This is a genomic window from Sphingopyxis sp. CCNWLW2 (assembly GCF_037095755.1).
Taxonomy (GTDB): Bacteria; Pseudomonadota; Alphaproteobacteria; order Sphingomonadales; family Sphingomonadaceae; genus Sphingopyxis.
The window spans coordinates 149,479-174,732 of sequence record NZ_JBAWKJ010000003.1 but is presented as its reverse complement, the minus strand read 5'-3'; the positions used below and the strand labels follow the sequence as shown (position 1 = coordinate 174,732).

At 64.5% G+C, this 25,254-nt stretch carries 22 protein-coding genes and 1 other RNA gene; 11 read left to right on the top strand and 12 right to left on the bottom strand.

Going from position 1 to position 25,254, the window contains the following annotated elements; genetic code table 11:
* Nucleotides 1-41: 41 nt before the first annotated feature.
* From V8J55_RS18295 to V8J55_RS18280, 4 genes are all read right to left on the bottom strand, one after another.
* Nucleotides 42-2,687: a TonB-dependent receptor domain-containing protein gene (locus tag V8J55_RS18295; RefSeq protein WP_336447036.1), complete on the bottom strand. Its 2,646-nt coding sequence runs from the start codon at nt 2,685-2,687 to the stop codon at nt 42-44.
* A gap of 210 nt (nt 2,688-2,897) precedes the next feature.
* Complete coding sequence (locus V8J55_RS18290; RefSeq protein WP_336447035.1) at nt 2,898-3,683, bottom strand: DeoR/GlpR family DNA-binding transcription regulator; 786 nt, start codon at nt 3,681-3,683, stop codon at nt 2,898-2,900.
* Between the two features lie 60 nt (nt 3,684-3,743).
* On the bottom strand, nt 3,744-5,039 hold the full coding sequence (rhaI, locus tag V8J55_RS18285; protein WP_336447034.1) for an L-rhamnose catabolism isomerase: 1,296 nt from the start codon (nt 5,037-5,039) through the stop codon (nt 3,744-3,746).
* Nucleotides 5,040-5,054: 15 nt separating this feature from the next.
* Entirely contained in the window at nt 5,055-7,169 is a 2,115-nt protein-coding gene (locus tag V8J55_RS18280) for a bifunctional rhamnulose-1-phosphate aldolase/short-chain dehydrogenase (RefSeq protein WP_336447033.1), read from the bottom strand.
* Between the two features lie 115 nt (nt 7,170-7,284).
* Here V8J55_RS18280 and V8J55_RS18275 point away from each other — a divergent pair, with 115 nt between their 5' ends.
* The 3 genes from V8J55_RS18275 to rhaT are packed head-to-tail and all read left to right on the top strand — an operon-like array spanning nt 7,285 to nt 10,926.
* The gene (locus V8J55_RS18275) at nt 7,285-8,703 is read left to right on the top strand and encodes an FGGY-family carbohydrate kinase (RefSeq protein WP_336447032.1); all 1,419 of its coding nucleotides are present in this window, start codon (nt 7,285-7,287) and stop codon (nt 8,701-8,703) included.
* Complete coding sequence (lldD, locus tag V8J55_RS18270) at nt 8,700-9,842, top strand: FMN-dependent L-lactate dehydrogenase LldD (RefSeq protein ID WP_336447031.1); 1,143 nt, start codon at nt 8,700-8,702, stop codon at nt 9,840-9,842. The genes V8J55_RS18275 and lldD overlap by 4 nt, the downstream gene beginning before the upstream one ends.
* A gap of 22 nt (nt 9,843-9,864) precedes the next feature.
* Nucleotides 9,865-10,926, top strand: a complete 1,062-nt coding sequence (gene rhaT, locus V8J55_RS18265) for an L-rhamnose/proton symporter RhaT (protein WP_336447030.1) — start codon at nt 9,865-9,867, stop codon at nt 10,924-10,926.
* A 6-nt stretch (nt 10,927-10,932) separates the two neighbouring features.
* On the opposite strand, the gene V8J55_RS18260 is transcribed toward rhaT, so the two are convergent.
* Nucleotides 10,933-11,556, bottom strand: coding sequence for a cation transporter (locus V8J55_RS18260; RefSeq protein ID WP_336447029.1), 624 nt, complete (start codon nt 11,554-11,556; stop codon nt 10,933-10,935).
* 70 nt (nt 11,557-11,626) lie between these two features.
* Here V8J55_RS18260 and V8J55_RS18255 point away from each other — a divergent pair, with 70 nt between their 5' ends.
* Nucleotides 11,627-12,037 (top strand): MerR family transcriptional regulator, encoded by a 411-nt coding sequence (locus tag V8J55_RS18255; RefSeq protein ID WP_336447028.1) that lies wholly within the window; start codon nt 11,627-11,629, stop codon nt 12,035-12,037.
* 52 nt (nt 12,038-12,089) lie between these two features.
* On the opposite strand, the gene ssrA is transcribed toward V8J55_RS18255, so the two are convergent.
* Nucleotides 12,090-12,446: a transfer-messenger RNA gene (gene ssrA / locus V8J55_RS18250) on the bottom strand.
* 25 nt (nt 12,447-12,471) lie between these two features.
* Nucleotides 12,472-12,885 carry a large conductance mechanosensitive channel protein MscL gene (mscL, locus tag V8J55_RS18245; RefSeq protein WP_336447027.1) on the bottom strand — a complete coding sequence of 138 codons (414 nt, stop codon included), beginning with the start codon at nt 12,883-12,885 and terminating at the stop codon, nt 12,472-12,474.
* A 142-nt stretch (nt 12,886-13,027) separates the two neighbouring features.
* On the opposite strand from mscL, the gene V8J55_RS18240 reads away from it, so the two are divergent.
* The 4 genes from V8J55_RS18240 to V8J55_RS18225 all read left to right on the top strand — a co-directional run bounded on the left by V8J55_RS18240 (nt 13,028) and on the right by V8J55_RS18225 (nt 15,822).
* Nucleotides 13,028-13,624, top strand: a complete 597-nt coding sequence (locus tag V8J55_RS18240; protein WP_037517941.1) for a LemA family protein — start codon at nt 13,028-13,030, stop codon at nt 13,622-13,624.
* 7 nt (nt 13,625-13,631) lie between these two features.
* The gene (locus tag V8J55_RS18235; RefSeq protein WP_443030842.1) at nt 13,632-14,465 is read left to right on the top strand and encodes a TPM domain-containing protein; all 834 of its coding nucleotides are present in this window, start codon (nt 13,632-13,634) and stop codon (nt 14,463-14,465) included.
* Between the two features lie 12 nt (nt 14,466-14,477).
* Entirely contained in the window at nt 14,478-15,164 is a 687-nt protein-coding gene (locus tag V8J55_RS18230) for a TPM domain-containing protein (protein WP_336447025.1), read from the top strand.
* Nucleotides 15,165-15,276: 112 nt separating this feature from the next.
* The gene (locus V8J55_RS18225) at nt 15,277-15,822 is read left to right on the top strand and encodes an NUDIX hydrolase (RefSeq protein WP_336447024.1); all 546 of its coding nucleotides are present in this window, start codon (nt 15,277-15,279) and stop codon (nt 15,820-15,822) included.
* Here the strand turns inward: V8J55_RS18225 and V8J55_RS18220 are convergent.
* The 5 genes from V8J55_RS18220 to carA form a co-directional block, all read right to left on the bottom strand.
* Nucleotides 15,819-16,454, bottom strand: a complete 636-nt coding sequence (locus V8J55_RS18220; RefSeq protein WP_336447023.1) for a rhomboid family intramembrane serine protease — start codon at nt 16,452-16,454, stop codon at nt 15,819-15,821. The two genes, V8J55_RS18225 and V8J55_RS18220, sit on opposite strands and share 4 nt — an antisense overlap.
* A gap of 13 nt (nt 16,455-16,467) precedes the next feature.
* Nucleotides 16,468-16,944, bottom strand: coding sequence for a transcription elongation factor GreA (gene greA, locus V8J55_RS18215; RefSeq protein WP_037516308.1), 477 nt, complete (start codon nt 16,942-16,944; stop codon nt 16,468-16,470).
* 95 nt (nt 16,945-17,039) lie between these two features.
* A complete protein-coding gene (gene carB / locus V8J55_RS18210; protein WP_336447022.1) occupies nt 17,040-20,360 on the bottom strand; it encodes a carbamoyl-phosphate synthase large subunit in 3,321 nt (1,106 codons plus the stop codon).
* Entirely contained in the window at nt 20,361-21,101 is a 741-nt protein-coding gene (locus tag V8J55_RS18205; RefSeq protein WP_336447020.1) for a hypothetical protein, read from the bottom strand. It abuts the gene before it with no gap.
* Nucleotides 21,098-22,270: a glutamine-hydrolyzing carbamoyl-phosphate synthase small subunit gene (gene carA, locus V8J55_RS18200; protein ID WP_336447019.1), complete on the bottom strand. Its 1,173-nt coding sequence runs from the start codon at nt 22,268-22,270 to the stop codon at nt 21,098-21,100. The genes V8J55_RS18205 and carA overlap by 4 nt, the downstream gene beginning before the upstream one ends.
* A 131-nt stretch (nt 22,271-22,401) precedes the next feature.
* Here carA and V8J55_RS18195 point away from each other — a divergent pair, with 131 nt between their 5' ends.
* The 3 genes from V8J55_RS18195 to dnaG all read left to right on the top strand — a co-directional run bounded on the left by V8J55_RS18195 (nt 22,402) and on the right by dnaG (nt 25,234).
* Nucleotides 22,402-22,854 (top strand): GatB/YqeY domain-containing protein, encoded by a 453-nt coding sequence (locus tag V8J55_RS18195; protein ID WP_336447018.1) that lies wholly within the window; start codon nt 22,402-22,404, stop codon nt 22,852-22,854.
* Between the two features lie 104 nt (nt 22,855-22,958).
* Entirely contained in the window at nt 22,959-23,348 is a 390-nt protein-coding gene (locus V8J55_RS18190) for an endonuclease domain-containing protein (RefSeq protein ID WP_336447017.1), read from the top strand.
* Nucleotides 23,345-25,234, top strand: a complete 1,890-nt coding sequence (dnaG, locus tag V8J55_RS18185) for a DNA primase (RefSeq protein WP_336447016.1) — start codon at nt 23,345-23,347, stop codon at nt 25,232-25,234. The genes V8J55_RS18190 and dnaG overlap by 4 nt, the downstream gene beginning before the upstream one ends.
* The last annotated feature ends 20 nt before the right edge of the window (nt 25,235-25,254 follow it).

Genomic DNA, 25,254 nt, shown 5'->3' with positions numbered 1-25,254 from the left:
GGCCTCGCAAGCTTCCGATCAGCGGCAACCCAACCTCCCCGTCAGAATTTGGTGCGAATACCGAAGGATACCAGCCGGCCGAGCGTGCTGCCATTGGTATAGCCCGATGCACTGTTCAGGAACGGCGGGTCCTCGTCAAAGACATTGTCGACGTTCAGCGTCAGCAGCGTATTCGCGAGCATGTCGCCGAGATCATAGCTGAAGAAGAGATCGACGGTGTCGAACGCCGACACACGCTCCTGCGGCGGCAGCCCAATGATCGGATAGCCGCTACGATGGTTGAGCGTCGCGCGCGCGGTGAAATCGCCCACCGTCGCCCCGAGCCCCGCGGTGAAGAGGAAACGCCCGGTGCCGTTCTTGAGGTCGTCGTTGACCGGACCGCCCTGTACCACCTGAGTCTCGCGGTTTAGCAGGTAGCTGCCGGTGAAATTCGCATGGATCGAGCCGAAGCCCGTCGGGCGATTATAGGCGAGATTGAAGTCGATCCCGTCGACATTCACCGCGCCGAGGTTCGCGCGCTGCGCGAGGAACAGCACATAGGGCGAGCTGATCGCGAAAAGCGTCGCGAGGTTCGGAACGCCGTCGACGCGGAGATTGCCAGCCGCCGCCTGCGCCTGCGCGAGCGTCGGATTGAGGATGAAGAAATCCGCATATGCCGGGGTCGTGAACAGCAAAGGCGACGTGAACGGCGGGACCGCGATCGCATCCTTGAACTTCACGTTGAAATAGGTCGCGCTGGCGACGAAGCCCTCGATCGCCGCGGGCTTGAGGTCGAAGCCGAGCGACCAGGTGTCGGCGGTCTCGGGCTTCAAATTGGCGTTGCCGCCGGCGATCGCGATCGTCGGACGCAGCGCGTCGAAGGGCGAGCTGTTCGGCGCACGGAACGGGCTGAACGGCAGCACCTGAACGCGCGCGTCGACCGAATTGCCGAGGTCGGCGAGGCTCGGCGCGTGGAACGACGTGCCGTAATTGCCGCGGATCGTCAGCGCCTCGAACGGGCGCCAGGTCACGCCGATCTTGGGATTGGTCGTGCTGCCGACGTCGCTGTAATCGTCGTAGCGGACCGAACCCGACAGCTCGAGGCTGTAGAAGCCCGGGGTGCGGTTATCGGCGCCGAAGATCGGGATCAGCAATTCGCCGAACAGCGACTTCACATTGCGCGCGGCATAGACGTTCGATCCGGTGACCGCAGCCTCGGGACCGCTGCCGGTGAACGAGCGGATATTCTCGTAATGATATTCGCCGCCGACCGCGAGGCGCACGTCGCCGCCGGACATCGCGAACAGCGGGCCGTCGAGCACGACGCGCCCTTCGGCGAGCTCCTGCGTCGCTTCGCCATAGTTGACGAAATCGTCGATCGCCGCGAGCACCGCGGGCGACGTCGCCGAGAGATTATAGGGGTTGAGCGCGGTTGCCGTCGTCCTGCCGGCCAGCGCGATCGTCGCCGCGGTCGAATTGAACGACCGCTCGGTCGATTCATTCTCGCTGCGTCCGAAGTTGGCCATTGTGCGCAGCTGCCAGCCGCCGCCGAGCTCGAAATCGAAGCTGGGCGTGATGCCATAGGAGGTAAAGCTGGACGGGCTGTCGTTGCTCGGTCCGAAGACATCGTCGAATGCAAAGGCGACGCTGTGCGCAAGCTCGGTCCCGATCGGGCGGAAGAAGGGGTTCGCGGCGGTGATCGTCCCGCTCATGCTGCTCTGCGCGCTGCGGTGCAGCGTGTCGCGCTTCGACCAATAGGCCGACAGCTTGAATGCGACCGAATCGCTGAGATCCTGCGTCAGCCCGGCGAAGACGCTGTGGCGTTCCTCGCGCGGATAGATGGCCGCATAATCGGTCTGGTCGCAGCGATTGACCCCCGGCGCACGGCCGGGGAGCGCATAGGTCGTCGTGCCGACGGTGATGTTGGCGAGCGCGCAGGCGGTGCTGCGGAAATCGCCGCCGCCGCGGCCGGTCTGGTTCGCGGTCGCATAGTCGCGGTCGAGCCCGATCAGATCGTCGTGCCACGCGTAGGAATAGGAAATATAGGCCGAGCCCGAGCCCCAATCCTTGCCCGCAATGACGCTGGCGTCGATCGTCTGGTAATTTTTGGCAAAGCCATAGCGCGCGTTGACGCCGATGCCGTCATAGCGGTCGCGCGTGATGAAGTTGATCACGCCGCCGATCGCGTCCGAACCATAGATCGACGAACCGCCGTCGGGGATGACGTCGACCCGCTTGATCACATCGGGCGGAATGACCGAGGGATCGAAGCTCGTCTGCAGAATGCCCGCGCCGACCATGCGGTGGCCGTCGACGAGCACGAGCGTCGTCGAGCCGCCACTTGCGCCGAGATTGCGGATATTGGGACGCACGATCGGATTGCCGAAATTGCCGAGACCCGCCGGGATCGTTCCGAAATTGCCGACCTGCGGGATCGAGGCGAGCAGATCGTTCGCCGAGGCCGCGCCCGAGGCAACGACATCGGCCTCGCTGACCGCGACGACATTGGTGCCGACCGGCGCAACGCCGCGCAGCAGGGTGCCGGTGACGACAATATCCGCATCGGTCGGGGCTTCGGAATCGGCATCCTGGGCATGGGCGCTCGCCGCGCCGAGCAGCGCGCCCGCGCATGCCATTGCCGAAATGCCCCGCCGCCACGCGTTCCGCCGCGCAACCATACCCAACCCTGCAGTCGTCATCGCCTTCATCGCATCCTCCCTGCACTCGCCCTCGCGAGTTGTCCCTTTTGACGGAGGCGCCTGTCCGGCCATCTTGTTCCTCCGATGCCACGCTTCGATGAGCGTTTCTGCATCAATGCTCATTATTTGTCTTTATCAATCACGTCAACGATCAAATTCAATCATTCAAACCCGAACGGCACGGCGGGCCGCGGTTTTGGTTCGAAGGCTTTGGGAAATTCAGGCGATGATGACGCGGATACCGGCGGCTTCCATCATCGCGACATGGTGCGGTTCGATTCCGGCGTCGGTGACGACGACGTCGATCTCGTCGAGCGAGCACACGACATTGCCCGAGGGGCCCGAGAATTTGGAACTGTCGACCAGCACGATGATCTCGTCGGCGCGCTCGATCAGGCGGCGTTCGGCGGCGACAAGGATGACGTCGGCCTGCATCAGCCCGGCGGGGCCCATCGACGCCGCGCCCATGAACAGTTTCGGCGCATGGAAACGCGGCATGCCGTCGTCGCCCGCCGCCGAGAGGACGATATTCTGTTCGCGAAACACCTGCCCCGACGGCACCAATATGCGCGTCGTCGGCTGCGGCAGCAGCGCACTGACGATATGGAGCGAGTTGGTCAGAACCTGCAGCGCGAGGCCATCGAGGTGCGGGCACATTTGCAGCGTCGTCGAGCCGCCGTCGATCATCACGCCCTCGCCGGGGATGCAGAGCCCCGCCGCCGCCCGTCCGATCGCTTCCTTCGCGGCGCGATTGCGGCCGATATTCTCGTGAAAGGGAATGCCCGACAGGCCGTCTTCGGATGCAGCCGGCGCACCATCTCCCCCGCCGACGCGCTTCGCCCCGCCGCGCACGCGCGTGATGACGCCGGCTTCTTCGAGCCGGTCGAGATCGCGGCGAATGGTGGCGGGCGACGCGGCGACGCGGCTTTCGAGGTCACGGAACGAGACGAAGCCGCTTTCGCCCAGGCTGTCGAGGATCATTTTTTCGCGTTCGGCTGCGTGCATATGGGTCCCTGTCTGATTGCGTCTATTTGACGGGAGCTGCGCCGAGTTGCAATCGAATGATTAGACGATCCCCGCGGCCGCTCCCGCGGCGCGCCGTTCCTGCGCCTTACGATCGCGCCAGCCACTCGCGCGATAGGCGGCGATCGTGTCGATCGCCCCGCCCGCTTCGGCGCGCGCCGCCGCGAGGATCGGCGTGACATCGGTGCGGTACGCGGTGCGCAGCGCCTGGAACGCCATCATCGTGTCATTTGCCTCTTGCGCGGCAAGCAGCGCCTCGCGGTCGACGAGCAACGCCTTGGCATAGGCCGCGACAATCGCTTCGGCCGACGAGAGCATGGACTCGATCGGGTCGGTCACATTGTGCGACTGGTCGATCATGTGTGCGGGGCGGAAATCGCCGCGCGGGTTCATCTCGGCCTCGACCAATTCGTTGAAGACGAGGAACAGCTGGTGCGGGTTGATCGAGCCCGAGTCGAGATCGTCGTCGCCATATTTGCTGTCATTGAAGTGGAAACCGCCGAGCTTTCCGAAGCGGTGCAGCCGCGCGACGATTTGTTCGATGTTCACATTCGGCGCATGATGCCCAAGGTCGACGAGGCATTTCGCCTTGTCGCCGAGTTCCTGCGCGACGAGGATCGAGCTGCCCCAGTCCGAAATCACGGTCGAATAAAAGGCCGGCTCGAACATCTTGTGCTCGATCAGCATCCGCCAGTCGGCGGGGAGCGCTGCATAAACCTCAGCCGCTGCGTCGAGATAGCGATCGAGGCTGCGGCCAAGATCCTGCTGCCCTGGAAAATTGGTGCCGTCGCCGACCCACACGGTGAGGTCGGTGACGCCGAGCTGCTTGCCGATCTCGATACACTCGATGTTGTGCGCGACCGCCTGCTCGCGCACCTCGGCACGCGTCGAGGAGAGCGAGCCGGTAGCATAGCTCACCGCCTGCCCCGGCTGGTCCTGGAAAGTGTTGCTGTTCACCGCGTCGAAGCCGAGGCCGAGCGCGGCGGCTTCCTCGCGAAGGCCGCGATAGTCGCTGACCTTGTCCCACGGGAAATGCGGGCTGACGCGCGGGGTCGCGCGGCCCAGCTGCTGGATGACCGCGCAATCCTCGAGCTTTTCATGGATATTGGTGGGCTCGCCGGCGATCGGGAATTTAGCGAAACGCGTGCCGCCGCGGCCTGCACCCCAGCTCGGCACCGCGACCGAAAAGCCCGCGACCTTCGCCTTAACGCCATCGATGTCGATCCCGCGCCGGCCGAGTTGGCGGCCGAGGCTGCCATAATCATCGTCGAGCGCGTCGGTCAGACCGGCGTTCAGCCGCTCGATATCATCCTGTGCGAGCGGCAGATCGCCAGCCATAAAACTCTCCGTACCTTAGCGTGTGAATGCTTGCGCGTTGCCCGCGTCGACGTTGATCATGTTGCCGGTCGACTTTGCCGACATATCGCAGCTGAGGAAATAGACCGCTTCGGCGACATCCTCGGGCAATACGTCGCGCTTGAGCATCGAACGGTTGCGATAATGTTCCTCGAGCTCGCTGCCCGAATCGATCCCGTGCGCGCCCGCACGTTCGCGGCGCCAGTCGCCGTCCCAGATGCGCGATCCCTTGATCACCGCGTCGGGATTGACCGTGTTGACGCGGATGCCGAAGGGCGCGCCTTCGAGCGCAAGGCAGCGTGCAAGGTGCAACGCCGCCGCCTTCGCCGACGCGTAGGCCGACGCATTGGTCGCCGCAGCGATGCCATTCTTCGAGCCGATGAAGACGATCGAACCGCTGCCTTGCGCCTTCATCAGCGGGAAGGCCGCGCGCGCGGTGAGGAAATAGCCCTGCGCGAGCACGTCGTAATTGCGCTGCCACAGCTCAAGCGTCGTCTCCTCGATCGGTGCCGACGAGGCGATGCCGGCATTGGCGACGAGAATATCGAGCCCGCCAAATTCGCGCGCGCATGTCGCGAATGCGGCGGCAACCTGCGCCTCGTCGGTGACGTCGCACACTGCCGAACGGATGCGGTCGCGGCCGAAGCGGCCTTCAAGTTCGTGCGCGGCCTTGGTCAGCGCATCGGCGTCGCGGTCGACGAGCAGCACGCAGGCATCGTCGGCGGCAAGGCGCTCGGCGGTCGCGGCACCGATCCCGCCTGCGCCGCCGGTGACGAGCGCGATGCGCCCCGCGAGCGGCTTCGGCTTCGGCATGCGCTGGAGCTTCGCTTCCTCGAGCAGCCAATATTCGATGTCGAACGCTTCCTGTTCGTCGAGCCCGACATAGGCGCCGATCGCCTCGGCGCCGCGCATCACGTTGATCGCGTTCGCGTAGAATTCACCTGCAAGCCGCGCGGTCGTCTTGTCGCCGGCAAAGGTCATGCGGCCGATGCCCGGAACGAGTACGACGACGGGATTGGGATCGCGCATCGCGGGTGAATTGGGCCGCGCGCACCGCTGATAATAGGCGGCATAGTCGGCGCGATACGCATCGATCCGTTCGGCGAGATAGGCGCTGTCGTCGATCCGCGCGGGGTCGAGTACGAGCGGCGCAATCTTGGTGCGCAGGAAATGGTCGGGGCACGAGGTACCGATCGCGGCCAGCTTCGCGAAGTCGCGGCTGCCTGTGAATTCGAGCGTTTCGGCATCGTCGGCGAAATGGCCGACACGCCGCCCGCCCATCAGCCCGCGCAGCAATGGCATCAACTTCGCTGCGGCGGATGCGCGGTCGGCGGCGGAGCGCGGCGATGCGACTTCGCCGCCAAACGCTGGCCCCCCGGCCAGTTTTGCGTTCAGATAATTCGCGGCGTCGGTGATCAGCGCGATGGTGTTGTCATAGCAGGCCTTGGCGCTGTCACCCCAGCAGATGATGCCATGCCCCGCGAGCATCACGCCGCGCAGTCCCGGATGCGCGGCAACATAATCGCGCAGTTTCAGCCCGAGATCGAAGCCCGGGCGCTGCCAGGGCAGCCAGCCGACCGCGCCGCCCCAGATCGCCTTGGTCGCGGTTTCGCCTTCGCTCGATGCGGCGAGCGCAATGATCGCGTCGGGATGGACATGGTCGACATGCGCGAAGGGCAGATAGCTATGGAGCGGCGTATCGATCGACGCCGCGCGCGGGTTGAGCGCGAAGGTGCAGTGCGGCAGATAGCCGACCATCTCATCCTCATGCTCCAGCCCACGATAGAGTTTTTCGAGGCCGAGCAGCTTGTCCTGGTAGAGCGTCGAAAATCCGTCGAGCTTCATCGAACCGATATCGCCGCCCGACCCCTTGACCCACAAAATCTGCACACTTTCACCGGTGAGCGGATCGCGCGCTTCGAGCTTGGCCGAGGTGTTGCCGCCGCCGAAATTGGTCACGGTGAGGTCCGAGCCGAGGCGGTTCGAGCGATAGAGGAGCAGATCTTCGGGCGACTTCCCCGCCGCCTCTTCGTCCGACCAGCGATTCGCCGGGATAGCGAACAGCAGCGCGGCGGCGTTGGATCGGGGTGTGACGTCCATAAGATCGGGCATGAAGGAAACTCGTTGTTTCGACTATGCGGGGACATGTATCGAAATCGCTGGCGCTCTGCAATCAGTTTCGATAAAGTTCGATCAAATTCGGTCGCAACGAAGCAAAGGGAGAGGGATGAAGGGTCGCGCAACCATAGTCCTCGATAGCGGTAAAACCTTGGCAAAGCTGAGCCTTTGGTCCGCCGACGGCGCGATGATCGAACGCCGCGTCCGCGCCAATGCGCGCATCGAAACGGGCGCCTATGTCGCGCTCGACGCGGCGGGTATCGAAGCGTGGGTCGCCGAGGTGCTGCGCGACTTTGCCAAGTTGGCCGATGTCGGCGCGATCATCCCCGTCGGGCACGGCGCCGCGGCGGCGATCATCCGCGGCGACCGCCTTGCCTGCCCGCCGCTCGACTATGAAGATGCGATGCCCGAGAGCCTGCGCGCGTGCTACGAAGCCGAGCGCGACGCCTTTTCGGAGACCGGCTCGCCTTATCTTCCCGATGGCCTGAACCTCGGCGCGCAGATCTTCCGGCTCGAGGCGCTCGATCCCGATCTCGCGCGCCACACACAAATACTCCCATGGGCGCAATATTGGAGCTGGCTGCTAAGCGGAGTCGCGGCGTCGGAGGTGACCAGCCTCGGCTGTCACACCGACCTCTGGAACCCGCTGACTGGCACGGCTTCGGCGCTTGCCGAACGGCGCGGATGGGCCGCACGGCTCGCGCCGCTGCGCGGAGCCGGCGAAGTGCTCGGCACGCTGACGCCCGCATGGGTCCAGCGCACCGGCCTGCCCGCCGATACCGAGGTTCATTGCGGGCTGCACGATTCGAACGCGGCGCTGCTCGCGGCGCGCGGCTTTGCCGAGATTGCCGACAGGGAATCGACGGTGCTGTCGACAGGCACCTGGTTCGTCGCGATGCGATCACCCAAGGACGCGGCGTCGATCGATACGAGCGGCCTCGACGAGGCGCGCGACTGCCTGATCAATGTCGATGCGTTCGGCAAGCCCATCCCGTCGGCGCGCTTCATGGGCGGGCGCGAGATCGAGACGCTGATCGGCCTCGACACACGGCAGATCGATATTGCGGCCGACCAGCCCGCGCTGCTCGCGGCGCTTCCCGATGTGCTGGCGAGCGGCGCGATGGTGCTGCCGACCTTCGCGCCGGGCTTCGGTCCCTTTCCGCACGGGCGCGGGCGTTGGGTCAAAAGGCCCGACGATCATGCCACACGCCGCGCCGCGGTATCGCTCTATGCCGCGCTGGTCACCGACGCCTCGCTGGACCTGATCGGCACGCAGGAACGGCTGCTGATCGAAGGGCGCTTTGCCGAGGGTCAGGTTTTCGTGCGCGCGCTGGCAGCGCTGCGGCCCGACCTGCGCGTCTATGTCGGCAAGACACATAATGACGTATCCTATGGCGCGCTGCGCCTGATCGATGCCGCCTTGCCGCCGGCCGAACCGCTCGAACTGGTGGCGCCGCTCGACGTCGACCTCGCGCCGTATCGCGATCGTTGGCGGCGCGAAGCCGAACGGGTGGAAGAAGCCGCGTGAAACCTGCATCGATCGGCGATTATCGCGAAGCCGCGCGGCGGCGTCTGCCGCACTTCCTCTTCGAATATTTCGACGGCGGCTCCTATGCCGAGCGCACGCTGCGTGCCAACATCGAGGATCTGCAGGATATCTCGCTGCGCCAGCGGGTGCTGAACGACGTGTCGGCGATCGACCTGTCAACAACATTGTTCGGCCAGCATCTCGCGATGCCCGTCGCGCTCGGCCCGATCGGGCTTGCCGGGATGGCGGCGCGGCGCGGCGAGGTGCAGGCGGTGCGTGCCGCGGCGGCGAAGGGCGTGCCGTTCACGCTATCGACGGTGTCGGCCTGCTCGCTCGCCGAGGTCGCGCGCGGCTCGCCGGCGCCCTTCTGGTTCCAGCTCTATATGGTGCGCGACCGCGGTTTCATGCGGTCGCTGCTTGACGAGGCGAGCGCAGCGCACTGCCCGGCGCTGGTATTCACCGTCGACATGCCGCTGCCCGGCGCGCGCTATCGCGATGTCCGTTCGGGGCTTTCGGGCGCCGCGAACTGGCGCGGACAGGCGCGGCGTGTGGGTCAGGCCATGGCCCGCCCCGGCTGGGCATGGGACGTGGGGCTCAACGGCCGGCCGCACCAGCTCGGCAATGTCGCGCCGCTTCTCGGGCCGAAATCGGGGCTCGAGGATTTCCTCGGCTGGATGAAGGATAATTTCGATCCGGGCGTCACCTGGGCCGACCTCGATTTCGTGCGCGCGCACTGGAAAGGGCCGATCGTCGTCAAGGGCATTCTCGACGCCGATGACGCGCGCCGCGCTGCAGAGGCCGGAGTTGATGGAATCATCGTGTCGAACCATGGCGGGCGCCAACTCGACGGGGTGCCGTCGGTCGCGCGTGCGCTGCCCGCGATCGCCGATGCGGTCGGCGACCGGCTGACGGTGCTGGCCGACGGCGGGGTGCGATCGGGGCTCGACGTCGTGCGCATGCTCGCGCTCGGAGCGAAGGGCGTGCTGCTCGGCCGCGCCTGGGCGTTTGCGCTGGCCGCAGACGGCGAGCGCGGTGTGCGCCATGTGCTCGATTTGATCGAAGCCGAAATGCGCGTCGCAATGGCGCTCACCGGCGCAACCGGGGTGGACAGGATCGGGCCGGAGACACTAGCCGCCTGACGAGGACGAGGGGAGAAAGAGGATGGATGCGAACCCGCTGCTTGGCGTGTTCTTTCACTGGCTGGGCGGGCTGTCGTCGGCGAGCTTCTATGTGCCGTACAAGCGCATCCGCGCCTGGTCGTGGGAGATTTTCTGGATCACCGGCGGCATCTTCTCGTGGCTCATCGCGCCGTGGCTCTTCGCGTCGATCCAGACACATGACCTGATCGGCGTGCTGAGCCGCACGCCCGGCGATATCTGGTTCTGGTGCTGGTTCTGGGGCGCGATGTGGGGGCTTGGCGGGCTGACCTTCGGGCTCACCATGCGCTACCTCGGGCTGTCGCTCGGCATGGCGGTGGCGCTCGGGCTGACGACGGTGATCGGCACTATGGGGCCGCCGATCTTTCGCGGCACATTGGGCGAGCTTTTCGCGACGAGCAGCGGGCAGACGGTCTTCCTAGGCATCGCAATCACGCTTGTCGGGATCGTCATCGTCGCGCAGGCCGGACGCCGCAAGGAACGCGAGATGGGCGCGACGATCGCCGAGGCCGAAAAATCCGAGTTCAACCTGCGCAAGGGGCTCGCAATCGCGGTCTTCTCGGGCATCATGTCGGGCTGCTTCGCCTGGGGCCTCGACGCCGGCGCGCCGATCCGCGCGCTGACGCTGGCCGCCGGGACCGACCCGCTGTGGCAGGGTCTGCCCGTGCTCTGCGTCGTGCTACTTGGCGGGCTCACGACCAACCTGATCTGGTGCGGCATCCTCATCGCGCGCAACCGCAGCGTCCGCCAGTTCGCCGGCGAGCCCGCGCCCGGCGCGACCGAAAAGCCGCCGCTGGCGCTCAACTATGGCCTCGCCGCGCTCGGCGGCACTTTGTGGTATTTCCAGTTCTTCTTCTACACGATGGGCGAAAGCCAGATGGGGCGCTTCGGCTTTTCGAGCTGGACGCTGCACATGGCGAGCATCATCCTCTTCTCGACGCTCTGGGGCTTCGCGCTCAAGGAATGGGCGCCCGCAGGCCAGCGCACGCGCGCGCTCGTCTGGCTCGGGATCGCGGTGCTGATGGCCTCGACCGTCGTGATCGGCCTTGGCAACAGTCTGGCGTAAGGTGTTCTAGGCGGGCGTGGCGGCGAGTTCGCCGCGCGCCTGCCGGAACACCTCGATGCTGCCCCAGATCGCGAGCGCCGCCATGATCGCCGCGACGGCGAGGTCGGGCCAGCTGCGCCCCGTACCGAAGACGCCGAGCGCGGCGCCCATCACCGCAATGTTGCCGATCGCGTCGTTGCGCGAGCAGATCCACACCGAGCGCATATTCGCGTCGCCGGTGCGATAACGATAGAGCATCAGCGCGACGACCACGTTCGCCGAAAGCGCGAGCGCGCCGATCAGCCCCATCGTCTCGGCGTGCGGCGCCGATCCGGTGATGAAGCCCCAGACCGCAGATCCGAATACCCACAGGCCAAAGACGAGCATCGTCCCTGCCTTCAGCAAGGCGGCGCGCGCGCGCCACGCGAGCGCCATGCCCGCGACGCCGAGGCTGATCGCATAATTGGCGCTGTCGCCGAGGAAATCGAGCGCGTCGGCCTGAAGCGCGCGCGAATCCGCCGCGACACCCGCGACAATCTCGACCCCGAACATCGCGGCGTTGATGATGAGCGCGATCCACAGGATGCGCCGCCAAATGGGGTCATTGAGCGCGGTCTTGCCGCTTTTTCCGGCACAGCATTGATCGGCCATCGCCGAAATTCTCCTGTTATCTTCGAGTCGGCACCCTATATGCACCCTGTAGCAACTACAGGGTCAAGCGATGAAAATCGGCGAACTGTCGCGGGCGACCGGGACCAATATCGAAACCATCCGCTATTATGAGCGCATCGGGCTGCTTCCCGCGCCCGATCGCACCGCCGCGAATTACCGCAGCTATGGCGATACGCACCGGTCGCGGCTGAGTTTTGTGCGCCATTCGCGCGACTTGGGCTTCACGATCGAGGAAATCCGCTCGCTGCTCGACCTGTCGGACGATCCGACACGCGACTGCAGCGAGGCCGACCGCATCGCGACGCGGCATCTGGAACAGGTCGAGGAAAAGATCGCGCAGCTGGCGCTTCTTCGCGACGAGCTCACGCGTATCGTCGGGCGCTGCCGCGGCGGAGTCGCCGCCGATTGCCGCGTGATCGAGGCACTCGGCGATCATCGCCACTGCGAAAGTGCGCATTGATTTAGGGAAATAAGGTGGGACGATTCTGTTGCCCGGCTCGTCCCCAGCCGCTGGTATCCGATTCTGTTGCCCGGTTCGGTCCGAACCGCGTTCTATTTGTCTAACCTTAGGCCGTGAGGCTTATCGGTTAGGCAGCCAGAGCGAGTGCTTCGTTATCGTTAGCACCTATTGGTTTTGAGCCTTGAACGGGTTACTCAGCCCGGGCAAAAATATCGTCTTTGAACACACGTCGATCCTGGTTCGGCCCCGTCAGAAACCCGCGCGCCCATCAAAGAAACGCGGGTTTGTGGTGGAGCCGCCGGGTACTGCCCCCGGGTCCGCTGTGTCTATTCCACGACACCATTTATCACCATAGCCGGCCGAAACCGGCACGAGTGATATAGGGTGTCCGCACGCCGATGGAAAGGGCGCGCGTGCAATTCATCGTGGATAGGTCACACCTTCTTTCTCAGCTCGTCGCGGATTTCGGTAAGGATATCAATCTCGGTCGGGCCTGCTTCGGCCGGCTTGATGAATTTGCTCGCCTGCCGCACCAGCAGGAACACGACGAAGGCGAGCAGGATGAAATTGATCACCGCGGTGACGAAACTGCCGAGGGCCATCACATTCGCGCCGGTCGCCTTCGCCGCCGCCAGCGTCATGCCCGCGGCCACCTTGTCGCCGCCCGACAGCACCAGATACTGGTTGGTGAAATCGACCCCGCCGCCGGTGACGAAGCCGATGAAGGGCATCAGCACATCGTCGGTCAGCGACTTGACGATCGTCCCGAACGCCGCGCCGATGATCACACCGACGGCCAGCCCCATCACATTACCCTGGTTCAGGAATGCCTTGAAATCCTTGATCATATACCAACCCCTTTGGTCGCTGCGCCTGCCCACCCAGAGTGCATGACACGATTATCCGCGTCAATGATTGCGGGGTGCGAAGCGTCTTACTATATTAAACCAGTTGGCGCGGCGCCCTGCCGCGCGGAGGGAGTGTCCGACCATGACTTTGCGTTCCGCCCGTTGGTTGATTGTGCCCGTCGCCGCGATGTCGCTGTCCGCCTGCGGCATCAACAGCGTTCCCACCAAGGAAGAAGCCGCCAAAGCCAAATGGGCGAATGTCGAAGCCGCGTACCAGCGCCGCGCCGACCTGATCCCCAACCTCGTCGAAACCGCCAAGGGCGCTTCGCAGATCGAGCAGTCGACGCTCGAAGGCGTGATCCAGGCGCGCGCCTCGGCGACGCAGGTCAAGCTCAGCACCGACGACCTCGAAGATCCCGCCAAGGTGCAGGCGTTCCAGCAGGCGCAGGGACAGGTTTCGGGCGCGCTCGGCCGCCTTCTTGCCACGGTCGAAGCCTATCCCGACCTCAAGAGCCAGGCGCGCTTCGCCGACCTGATGACCCAGCTCGAAGGCACCGAAAACCGGATCAACGTCTCGGTCCAGGATTATAATGGCGCGGTGCAGGATTATAACACGACGATCCGCACCTTCCCCGACATCATCGGCGCCAAGATCGTCCATGGCGCGCAGCCGATGACCCCGTACAAGGCGATCACCCCCAACGCCAACCAGGCGCCGAAGGTCGATTTCGGCAAATAAAGTGGCCCTGACCGCCCTTTTGCGTCCACTGGTAACAGCGGCCCTGACCGGGCTGCTGGTACTGGCGGGACCCGCCGCTGCGCAGACCTTTCCCAAGCTCGCGGGCAATCCGGTCGTCGATCAGGCTGACATCATCCCCGCGGCCGAGGAAGCGGCGCTAAACGCGCAGCTCCTCGACCTCGAGAAGACGACCGGGCACCAGCTCGTCGTCGCGACGGTCAGCGACCTCGAAGGCAATGATGTTTCGGAATATGGCTACAAGCTGGGCCGAGCCTGGGGGATCGGCGACGAGGCGAAGGACGACGGCGTCGTTTTCCTGATCGCGCCGAACGAACGGCGGATGAATATCGCGGTCGGCCTCGGGCTCGAACCGGTGCTGACCGACGCGCTGTCGGGGCGGATCATCCGCGACGTCGTGACGCCCAAGTTCAAGGCAGGCGACATGCCGGGTGGCATCCAGGACGGCGTCAATGCGATCGCGCAGCAGATCCAGCTGCCGCCCGAAGAAGCCGCGGCGCGGGCGAAAGCGGCAGACGCCGCCGAGCGCGACCGCGCCAACGACGGCAATTTCGGCGGGCTTTTCTTCGTCGGCTTCATCATCCTGATCTTTTTCGTCCTGCCGATGCTCTCGCGCCTCGGGCGGCGGGGGAAGAAACGGGGCAAGGGCCGGCCCTGGGATGCGCCGATCATCATCTGGGGCGGCGGCGACGACGACCATTGGGGCGGCGGTGGCTGGGGCGGTGGCGGCGGTTCCTCATGGGGCGGCGGTGGCGGCGGCTTTGGCGGCTTCTCGGGCGGCGGCGGCTCCTTCGGGGGCGGCGGCGCCTCCGGCGGCTGGTAGGGGACGCAGGATATGCCACATAAAGTCAGCCATGTGAGCGAAGCCGATCACGACATCGTGACCGCGGCGGTCGCCGCGGCCGAGGCGCACACCAGCGGCGAGATCGTCACCGTCGTCGCGGCGAAATCGAACGATTATGACGATGTCGCGCTCGTCTGGGCGAGCGTCATCGCCTTTATTGCGATGTCGGTGATCGCGCTGTTCCCCGACTTTTACCGCGGCCTGTACGACCGGCTCACAGGCGGCTGGGGGCACGATCTCACCGCCAATCAATGGCTTGGAACGGTAATTGCCGTCGGCGTGCTCAAATGGATCGGCATGTGGCTGATTCTGCTGTGGCGGCCGCTACGGATGGCGCTGACCCCGCGCGCGATCAAGGCGCAGCGTGTCCGCGCGCGCGCGATCGACCTGTTCAAGGTCGGGACCGAGGCCAAGACGCTCGGCCGCACCGGCGTCCTCCTCTACCTCAGCCTGAAAGAGCATCGCGCCGACATCGTCGCCGACGAAGCGATCGCCGCAAAGGTCACGCCCGAAATCTGGGGCAATGCGATGGCCGGCCTGATCGAGCGCGTGCGCGTCGGCAAGCCCGGCGAAGGCATGGCCGAGGCGGTGCGCCAGATGGGCATCGTCCTCGCCGAACATTTCCCCAAGGGCGATGAAAATCCCAACGAACTTCCCGACCGCCTGATCGAACTTTAGGCCTGTCGTCATTGCGAGGGCCGGAGGCCCGTGGCAATCCAGAGCGGTGCAAGGCCTCTCTGGATTGCTTCCGCCGGCCTTCGCCGGAGTCACAATGACGATAAGGACAGATATGACCCGCCCCTCCCCCGACGCCCCCATCGAGACGCGATGGGAAGGCCGCTTCATTTCCGTCAAGCAGCAGGGAAATTGGGAATATGTCTCGCGCGCCCGCGGCATTCACGCCGCGGTGATCCTCGCGATCGACGAGGGCGATGATGGTCGCCACGTCATATTGGTCGAACAATATCGGGTACCGCTCAAGATCAACTGCCTCGAACTGCCCGCTGGGCTGGTCGGCGACGACACCGCGGGCGAGGCATCGGAGATCGCGGCGCAGCGCGAGCTTGAGGAGGAAACGGGCTATCGCGCCGCCAACTGGCGCACCGTCGGCGAATTCTACAGTTCGCCTGGCATGGTCAGCGAAAGCTTCACGCTGCTGATCGCGACCGGGCTGACCAGGGTCGGCGAAGGCGGCGGGGTCGATGGCGAGGACATCCTCGTCCACCGCGTGCCGCTGGACAGCGTCGCCGATTTCGTCGCGGCAAAGCGCGCCGAAGGCTGCGGGATCGATGTGCGTGTCGCGATGCTGCTGGCGGGCGGATTGCTCCGACTTTAGCGCGCGCCGAATCGCCAACGCAGCAACGGGCGTGCCAGCAGCAGGCCGGCAAGGAACCCGCCGACATGCGCCCAGATCGCCACCGCACCAAAACCGCCGCCGCCGGCGAAACCAAGCAGCAGCTGAAGCCCGATCCACGCCGCGGCGAGCCATAGCGCGCGCACCCAATGCCCCGGGATCGGTCCGATCGCGGTCGCCTGCGAGCGGCTGAAGATCAGGGCATACACCGCGATCAGCGCCGAGATCGCACCGCTGGCGCCGATCATCGGCACCGCCGATTGCGGGTCGGAAAGAAATTGCGCGAGCGCACCGCCATAAGCGCCGGCGAGCAGCACCACCGCCATCGCCTTCGCCCCGAGCGGCGCCTCAAGCTGGCGCCCGATGAAAAGTAGTACGATGACGTTGAAGACGATGTGCAGCACCCCGCCGTGCAGCAGGGCCGATGTCAGCGGGGTCAGTATGAAGGGCACCATCGTCCCGGGCGGCAGGATCAGCTCGCTGCCGAAACGCGCAGGGATAAACCCCGCGCGCACGATCGCGTCGACCTGAAATCCGGTGATCGACAGAAGGACGAAGACGATGACGCAGACGAGCGCATAGCCCGTGACCAGCGGCGCGTCGTGCGGCTTCATCGTCAAAAATCCATCAGATGAATTCGATCTTCTTCACCAGATAATATTTGTCGCCCGCGGGCACGGTGACTTCGATCTCGTCCTCGACGCGGCGGCCGATCAACGCGCGGCCGAGCGGCGAATTATAGCTGATCTTGCCGTCCTTGGCGTCCGCCTCGGCCTGACCGACGATCTGATACTTCACCGGCTTGTCGTCCTCGTCGGCGAGGGTGACGGTCGCACCGAACACGATACGGTCGCCCGACAGCGTCGTCGGGTCGATGACCTGTGCGCGCGACAGACGATCTTCGAGGTCGCCGATCGTCGCTTCGACTTGGCCCTGACGCTCCTTCGCGGCGTGATATTCGGCATTTTCCGAAAGGTCGCCATGCGCGCGCGCTTCCTCGATCGCATCGACGATCAACGGTCGCTCGGCCTTGAGTGCGGTGAGCTGCGTGCTCAGCTTCTCATAGCCTTCTGCCAGCATCGGCACCTTTTCAACGCTTGCCATTATCCTGTTGTCCTTCGTCAATAATCCAGCGCCAGCGAAGTTTCGCCGGGCGGCTGCGCCGCTGTTCCGTCAATGTCGGGGGGTGGAGCGGTGGTTCAATAATAGTCCTGAAGCGGCTTTACTTCAAGAGAGTGCGAGCGGAGCGCGCCGATCGCCTGCGTCGATGCATCGCTCGCCGCAGCCGTCGTGTAGTAGGCGATATCGGCCGCGAGCGCCGACGCGCGGATCGATTGCGAGTCCTGAAGCGACTGCCACCCTTCGGTGGTGTTGAAGATCAGCTGCACGTCGCCGTCCTTGATCCGGTCGACGATATGCGGGCGGCCTTCGGCAACCTTGTTGACGCGCTCGACCTCAATGCCCTGCTCGATCAGATAGTCGGCGGTGCCGCCGGTCGCGATCACCTTCCAGCCCCAGTCGGTCAGCTGGCGCACCGCGCCGATGATGCGCGGCTTGTCGCTGTCCTTGACCGACACGAAGACGCGCCCCTCGGTCGGCAGGCGGTCGCCCGCGCCGAGCTGCGCCTTGGCGAAAGCAAGGTTGAAATTGCTGTCGATTCCCATGACTTCGCCGGTGGACTTCATTTCGGGCGACAGCACCGGATCGGTGCCGGGGAAGCGCGCGAAGGGGAAGACCGCTTCCTTCACCGCGACATGCGCGATGTCGCGGTTGATCTTCGGCAGGTCGGCGAGCTTTTCGCCCGCCATCACCCGCGCCGCGATCTTGGCGATCGGCGAGCCCACCGCCTTGGCGACGAAGGGTACGGTGCGGCTGGCGCGCGGGTTGACCTCGATCAGGAAGACCTCGTCGCCCTTGACCGCGAACTGGATGTTCATGAGGCCGCGAACTTCGAGCGCGCGTGCGAGCGCTTCGGTCTGGCGTTCGATCTCGGCGACGATCTTGTCGGACAGGCTGTACGGCGGGATCGAGCAGGCGCTGTCGCCCGAATGGACGCCGGCTTCCTCGATGTGCTGGAGCACGCCCGCGACGACGACATCGGTCCCGTCGCACAGCGCATCGACATCGACCTCGATCGCGTCGCGCAGATAGCGGTCGATCAGCACCGGGGAATCGCCCGACACCTGCACCGCGGTCTCGATATAATTTTCGAGCTGCGCCTGGTCGTCGACGATCTCCATCGCGCGGCCGCCGAGCACGTAGCTCGGGCGCGTGAGCACCGGGTAACCGATGCGCGCCGCGACTGCGACGGCTTCCTCGCGGCTGCGCGCGATGCCGTTTTCGGGCTGCTTGAGGCCAAGCTTGTTGACGAGCGCCGCAAAGCGCTCGCGGTCTTCAGCGAGGTCGATCGCGTCGGGCGAGGTGCCGAGGATCGGGATGCCCGCGTCGGACAATGCCTGCGCGAGCTTCAGCGGCGTCTGCCCGCCGAACTGGACGATCACGCCGACGAGTTCGCCCTTCGACATTTCGACGTGCAATATTTCGAGCACGTCCTCGGCGGTCAGCGGTTCGAAATAGAGGCGGTCCGACGTGTCATAATCGGTCGAAACCGTCTCCGGGTTGCAGTTGATCATGATCGTTTCATAGCCTGCCTCTTCGAGCGCGAAGCAGGCGTGGCAGCAGCAATAATCGAACTCGATCCCCTGCCCGATCCGGTTCGGGCCGCCTCCGAGGATGACGACCTTCTGGCGATCCGACGGGTTCGCCTCATTCTCGGGCTCGCCGAAGGTCGGGGCTTCATAGGTCGAATAGAGATAGGGGGTCTTTGCAGCGAATTCGGCTGCGCAGGTGTCGATCATCTTGAACACCGGACGCACGCCAAGCTTGTGGCGCAGCGCGCGCACTTCGGCCTCGGTGACGCCGCCGGTCATCGCCTTCACCGCATCGTGGATCAGCCCGCTGCCGCGCGCGGTCGCACGGCGCGTGCCGGGGTGGAGGTTCGCTGACTGGAGCGCCAGATAGGCCAGACGCTTGTCGGAAAAGCCCATCGCTTTCAATTTGCGCAGCGCTTCGGCATCGCGCGGCAGGCCGTTTTTGCACACCTCGACCTCAGCCGCGACGATCTCGGCGATGCGTTCGAGGAACCACATGTCGTAACCCGCGACGCGGTTGATCTCGGCGAGCGGCAGCCCCTCGCGGATCGCCTGCGCGGCGTTGAGCAGCCGGTCGGGGGTGCGCTTCGCAAGTTCGCTGCGCAGCTGGTCGTGCGTCGCGCCCTTGAGGCGGTCGACGAAGTTGAAGCCGCTCAGGCCGGTCTCGAGGCCGCGCAGCGCCTTTTGCAGGCTTTCGTGGATCGTACGGCCGATCGCCATCACTTCGCCAACCGATTTCATCGCGGTCGACAGCGTCGCCTCGGCGCCCTTGAACTTTTCGAAGGCAAACCGGGGTATCTTGGTGACGACATAGTCGATCGTCGGTTCGAACGACGCGGGGGTGACCCCGGTGATGTCGTTCATGATCTCATCGAGCGTGTAGCCGACCGCGAGCTTTGCCGCGACCTTGGCGATCGGAAAGCCCGTCGCTTTCGACGCGAGCGCCGACGAACGCGACACGCGCGGGTTCATCTCGATCACGATCAGGCGGCCGTCCTTGGGGTTCACCGCGAACTGGACGTTCGACCCGCCCGTCTCGACGCCGATCTCGCGCAGCACCGCGATGCTCGCGTTGCGCATGATCTGATATTCCTTGTCGGTCAGCGTCAGCGCCGGCGCGACGGTGATGGAATCGCCCGTGTGGACGCCCATCGGATCGACATTTTCGATCGAGCAGATGATGATGCAATTGTCCTTGCGGTCGCGCACCACCTCCATCTCGAACTCCTTCCAGCCGAGGAGCGATTCCTCGATCAGGACTTCGGTGGTGGGCGAGGCGATCAGGCCGCCGCGGACAATATGCTCGAATTCCTCGCGGTTATACGCGATGCCACCGCCGGTGCCGCCCATGGTAAAGCTGGGGCGGATGATCGACGGCAGGCCGGTGCGTTCGAGCACCGCGAACGCCTCGTCGAGCGTGTGCGCAATGCCCGAGCGCGCGCTTTCCAGCCCGATCTTGTCCATCGCGTCGCGGAACTTGATCCGGTCCTCGGCCTTGTCGATCGCCTCGGCATCGGCGCCGATCATCTCGACGCCATATTTCTCCAGCGTCCCGTCGTTGAACAAAGCCAGCGCGGTGTTGAGCGCGGTCTGCCCGCCCATCGTCGGCAGCACCGCGTCGGGGCGCTCCTTCGCGATGATCTTCGCGACGATCTCGGGCGTGATCGGCTCCACATAGGTCGCGTCGGCGAGGTCGGGATCGGTCATGATCGTCGCGGGGTTGGAGTTGACGAGGACGATGCGATAGCCCTCCTCCTTCAGCGCCTTGATCGCCTGCGTCCCCGAATAGTCGAACTCGCACGCCTGACCGATAACGATCGGGCCGGCGCCGATGACGAGGATGGATTGGATGTCGGTTCTTTTGGGCATTTATTTTCCAAAGATGTGCTGAATGACTAAATCTAAAAGCTTCTGAGCGGCAGCGCCGATCACGTGCCCTTGGTATTTTTGGATTAGCATCCCCAGCATCCGAACAAGGGTTTCGTACATGAGGTAAGCTCGTACTGAGTCAGCACGAACGAGTTCTCTCGCCGCGGCAAGTTGGGCAACGAACCGATCCCTCAGATCGACATCACCATCGACGGAGTTCTCTTTCTTAAGAGAGCTGGCAAGTTGTTGGGCTGTCTCGTCGATTGCTTTGCGTTCGTTGTCATTCAAATGCACAACGCGATCGGACGCAGGAATCTTTAGACTAGATTCTACATTTTCAATCGCGCTTAGATCGCTCTCACGTGAGTAGGCACCAAAAATATCGTCAAAAAGATGCGCACCAACAGTTTGATACTGTTTGGTGGTTTCATCATTTTGTAAAGTTTGAGCACGAAATTTCGTGAGTTTTTCAGAATCGACGCAATAATATTCGCCAGCAACCGGATGATGCTGAATGGCCACATTGCCGCTTTCAATCATCCGATCGAAAATATCCGAAGCTAACCCAAGGTATGGCCGACACACTTCAGGTCCGAAGCGTTCCACCGACACGGTTATTCGTTCCGAAATCCACTCAACGATTGCGGTTCGGCGGACATATCCCGCAGGGATGTCCTTCTTCCATGAAGACGTCTGCCAAAAGAAGGACTCAACATAAGGCTCGATTGGCGGAAGCGTCACTTCAGCCCCCCGACAAACTTCTCAAACAGATAGAAGCTGTCCTGCGGCCCCGGGCTTGCCTCGGGGTGATATTGCACGCTGAACGCGTTCTTCCCCGTGATCGCGATGCCGCAGTTCGATCCGTCGAACAGGCTCTTGTGCGTTTCGACCACGCCGACGGGCAGCGTCGCGGCGTCAACCGCGAAGCCGTGGTTCATGCTGGTGATCTCGACCACGCCGTCTTCCGCGCGCTGCACCGGATGGTTCGCGCCGCGGTGGCCCTGATGCATCTTCACGGTCTTTGCGCCCGCCGCGATGCCCAGCATCTGGTGGCCGAGACAGATGCCGAAGATCGGCACGTCGCGTTCGAGCAGCCCCTGGATCACCGGCACCGCATAGTCGCCCGTCGCCGCGGGGTCGCCGGGGCCGTTCGAGAGGAACACGCCCGCGGGATTATGCCCCAGCACCTCGTCGAGGCTCGCGGTCGCGGGCACCACGGTGACGCGCGCGCCGGCCTTTACCAGGTTGCGGAAGATATTGTCCTTCGCGCCATAATCGATCGCGACGACATGCGGCCGCTCGCCGCCTTCTTCGGTCGCATAGCCATGCCCCAGCGTCCACGCGCCGCCGGTCCAGTCGCCGGTGTCGGTGCGGCTGACCGCCTTCGCAAGGTCCATGCCCTCGAGCCCCGCCCAGCCGCGCGCCATGGCGAGCAGCTCGTCGATGTCGAACTTGCCGTCGGGGCTGTGCGCGATCACGCCGTTCGGCGCACCCGCGTCGCGGATGCGGCGCGTCAATGCGCGCGTGTCGATCCCGGCAAGTCCGATGACGCCCTGTTCGATCATCCACTCGGGGAGCGTCTGCACGCTGCGGAAGTTGCTGGGCTGCGTCGGCAGCTCGCGCGTGATGCAGCCGAGCGCGCCGTGCACGCCGCGCTCCATATCCTCGGGGTTCGCGCCGACATTGCCGATATGCGGGAAGGTGAAAGTGACGATCTGACCCGCATAGCTGGGGTCGGTCAGGATTTCCTGATAGCCCGTCATCGACGTATTGAAACAAATCTCGCCCACAGCGGCGCCGCTCGCGCCGTAACCCACGCCCCACAGGATCGTGCCATCGGCGAGGACAAGGACGCCAGTCGCGCCAGATGGCTGGCTTTTGGGCGCGGCAGAGGGGTTGGCAGGTGCCATTCAACATGCTCCGGACGGGGGGCTAAACGGCCGACCAAGTAGGAGGCAAAAAAGTGATTCACAAGCTATCGGATTAGGAAACTTCTCGCTAGAGAGGGCCTTTCCGAAATTTGCAGCGCATGGGGACACGCATGATTCGTGACGACATCAAGGCTGCGCAGGTCGCGGCGATGAAGGCCGGCGACAAGGCGCGGCTCGGCACCATCCGGCTGATGCTGGCCAAGATCAAGGACAAGGACATCGAGCTGCGCACCGGCACCGCGCCGGCCGACGACGATGTGCTCGTTACCGACGTGCTCCAGAAAATGGTCAAGCAGCGCCGCGAATCGATCACCATGTACGAACAGGGTGGGCGTCAGGAGCTTGCCGACATCGAGGCGGCCGAGGTTGTCGTGATCGAGGATTTCCTGCCCGCGCAGCTGAACGACGACGATGCTGCCGCCGCGATCAAGGCGATCGTGGTCGAGCTGGGTGCCGAAAGCCTGAAGGATATGGGCAAGGTGATGGCGGCGGTAAAGGACCGGCTGGGTTCGCAGCTTGATATGAGCAAGGCGTCGGGTTGGGTGAAGGCGGCGCTCTCCTGAGACATGCCCTCCCCTAACCCCTCCCGCAAGCGGGAGGGGGACAAGGTGGCCGCGAGCGTATATTCTCCCCTCCCGCTTGCGGGAGGGGTCGGGGGAGGGCCTGTTTGGACAAGGGCTATAAACGACCGACAATGCGCTCCCGCGAGCTAAGGCTGAACGCGACCGATGCCGAACGAAAGCTCTGGGCGCAACTGAGCGCTCGCAAAGTCTCCGGCATTCGCTTTAACCGCCAATTCCCCATCGACCCTTTCATCTGCGATTTCGTCTCGCGCACCGCCAAACTCGTTATCGAAGTCGATGGTGGGCAGCATGCAGTTGATGTAGAAAAAGACGAGGCGCGGACGGCCTATTTACAATCACAGGGTTATCAGGTGATCCGTTTCTGGAACAATGATGTGTTGGAACGGATCGAGGGCGTCGTGGGCGAAATCGAACGAGCGCTTGCGGACATCCCCTCCCCTAACCCCTCCCGCAAGCGGGAGGGGGACTCTTGACCCTCACCCCGCAATGGCTGGACGAACTGCGCTCGCGGATCACGCTGTCGACGCTCATTGGGCGGACGGTGAAGGTCACGCGTGCGGGGCGCGAATATAAAGCCTGCTGCCCCTTCCATAACGAGAAGACGCCCAGCTTCACGATCAACGACGAAAAGGGCTTCTACCACTGTTTCGGCTGCTCGGCGCATGGCGATGCGATCCGCTGGATGACCGACCAGCGCGGACTGTCGTTCATGGACGCGGTCAAGGAACTCGCCGCCGAAGCCGGGATGGAAGTTCCCGCCGCCGACCCGCGCGCCGCGAAAAAGGCCGAGGAGGCGGCGAGCCTGCGCGACGTCGTCCAAGGCGCCGCCGACTGGTTCACGCAGCAACTTGGCAGCAGCAACGGCGCCCCGGCGCGCGAGTATCTCGCGAAGCGCGGCATTTCGGAGGCGACGCGCAAGGCATTCGGCTTCGGCCTCGCGCCCGACAGCCGCAGCGCGCTTAAGGAGGCGCTCAAGAAATTCCCGACCGCGATGCTCGTCGAATCGGGGATGCTGATCGCGGTCGAAGAGAAAGAGCCCTACGACCGTTTCCGCGGCCGCCTGATGATCCCGATCCGCGATGCGCGCGGGCGGGTGATCGCGTTCGGCGGGCGCATTCTTGGCGACGGCGAGCCTAAATATCTGAACTCGCCCGACACGCCGCTCTTCGACAAGGGCCGCGTCCTCTATAATCTCGACAAGGCGTCGCCGGCGTCGCGGCAGACGAACCGCATCATCGTCGTCGAAGGTTATATGGACGTGATTGCGCTCGCCGAGGCGGGGATCGCCGACGCCGTAGCGCCGCTCGGCACCGCGCTGACCGAGGCGCAGCTCGGGCTGATCTGGCGGATGGTGCCGGTGCCGGTGCTCTGCTTCGACGGCGATGCAGCGGGGCAGAAAGCGGCGATGCGTGCCGCAATGCGCGCGCTCCCCCTGCTTCGTCCGGGTTTCAGCCTTGCCTTTGCCACGCTGCCCGCGGGGCAGGACCCCGACGACATTGTTCGCGCACGCGGCTCCGAGGGCTTCAACGCGATCCTCGACGAGACGCAGCCGCTCGTCGAGCGACTCTGGGCGCATGAGGTCGCAGCGGGGCCGCTTGCGACCCCTGAGGAGCGCGCCGCGCTCAAGACGCGTCTGCTCGCGCATGCCGATGCGATCGAGGATGCCGACGTCCGCCACCATTATCGCGAGGCGTTTCGCGAGCGGCTCGATATGCTGTTCGCGCGCAAACAGCCCGAGCGCCCTCAGCGCCAGCCTTGGACGCCGAACCCGCCGCGTGGAGGCGGCAATCGCCGCTTCGGCCCCGACCCGCGATTGCAACCTCCGGCCGACGAGACGCGTTCCATCGGGCAGGCCGGGATTTCGGCGCCTTATGTCGCGGCGCTGATCGGCGGATTGCTGCGTTACCCCGAGGCGCTCCGGCGCAACGAGGAGGCGCTGACGCGGCTGCCGGTGAGCGATTCAAGCGACGCCGAACTGCTCGGCGTAATGCTTGACAGCGCGATGCGTCAGGAAGGGCTTGATTGCGAGGGGTTGCTTGCCATATTGGAGCCAATGAAAGTGTATAATAGGGCGATGACATTGCTCAGAGCCGACGGAATGCACTTCTCGTTCAATCGCAGGCTGGAAAGCAAGGAAGAGGCCGCAGCGGCGCGGGAAACGGCGCTTCGCGACCTTGATGAATATATCGGTGTGCTGGTGACCCAGCCCGAAATCCGGGAGCGGCTTGCCGAAGCCACCGCGGATTTCCAGCGCACGATGGACGACGAAGGATTCGCGCGGCAGCAGAAGCTGTCCGCCATGGATAAAGAATTGACCCGCCGCCTGGCTGCGCTGTCCGAAGACAGCAACCAGAGCTGAACGATTACGCCCTTAGGCAG

What these genes read in the sequence shown, in the direction of transcription:
- V8J55_RS18290 (WP_336447035.1), bottom strand. Translation starts at nt 3,683, where the DNA reads ATGCACGCAGCCGAACGCGAAAAAATGATCCTCGACAGCCTGGGCGAA.
- V8J55_RS18280 (WP_336447033.1), bottom strand. Translation starts at nt 7,169, where the DNA reads ATGCCCGATCTTATGGACGTCACACCCCGATCCAACGCCGCCGCGCTG.
- V8J55_RS18230 (WP_336447025.1), top strand. Translation starts at nt 14,478, where the DNA reads ATGCCACATAAAGTCAGCCATGTGAGCGAAGCCGATCACGACATCGTG.
- rhaT (WP_336447030.1), top strand. Translation starts at nt 9,865, where the DNA reads ATGGATGCGAACCCGCTGCTTGGCGTGTTCTTTCACTGGCTGGGCGGG.
- V8J55_RS18240 (WP_037517941.1), top strand. Translation starts at nt 13,028, where the DNA reads ATGACTTTGCGTTCCGCCCGTTGGTTGATTGTGCCCGTCGCCGCGATG.
- carB (WP_336447022.1), bottom strand. Translation starts at nt 20,360, where the DNA reads ATGCCCAAAAGAACCGACATCCAATCCATCCTCGTCATCGGCGCCGGC.
- V8J55_RS18255 (WP_336447028.1), top strand. Translation starts at nt 11,627, where the DNA reads ATGAAAATCGGCGAACTGTCGCGGGCGACCGGGACCAATATCGAAACC.
- carA (WP_336447019.1), bottom strand. Translation starts at nt 22,270, where the DNA reads ATGGCACCTGCCAACCCCTCTGCCGCGCCCAAAAGCCAGCCATCTGGC.
- V8J55_RS18295 (WP_336447036.1), bottom strand. Translation starts at nt 2,687, where the DNA reads ATGAAGGCGATGACGACTGCAGGGTTGGGTATGGTTGCGCGGCGGAAC.
- greA (WP_037516308.1), bottom strand. Translation starts at nt 16,944, where the DNA reads ATGGCAAGCGTTGAAAAGGTGCCGATGCTGGCAGAAGGCTATGAGAAG.
- V8J55_RS18220 (WP_336447023.1), bottom strand. Translation starts at nt 16,454, where the DNA reads ATGAAGCCGCACGACGCGCCGCTGGTCACGGGCTATGCGCTCGTCTGC.
- V8J55_RS18260 (WP_336447029.1), bottom strand. Translation starts at nt 11,556, where the DNA reads ATGGCCGATCAATGCTGTGCCGGAAAAAGCGGCAAGACCGCGCTCAAT.
- V8J55_RS18275 (WP_336447032.1), top strand. Translation starts at nt 7,285, where the DNA reads ATGAAGGGTCGCGCAACCATAGTCCTCGATAGCGGTAAAACCTTGGCA.
- mscL (WP_336447027.1), bottom strand. Translation starts at nt 12,885, where the DNA reads ATGATCAAGGATTTCAAGGCATTCCTGAACCAGGGTAATGTGATGGGG.
- V8J55_RS18225 (WP_336447024.1), top strand. Translation starts at nt 15,277, where the DNA reads ATGACCCGCCCCTCCCCCGACGCCCCCATCGAGACGCGATGGGAAGGC.
- V8J55_RS18195 (WP_336447018.1), top strand. Translation starts at nt 22,402, where the DNA reads ATGATTCGTGACGACATCAAGGCTGCGCAGGTCGCGGCGATGAAGGCC.
- rhaI (WP_336447034.1), bottom strand. Translation starts at nt 5,039, where the DNA reads ATGGCTGGCGATCTGCCGCTCGCACAGGATGATATCGAGCGGCTGAAC.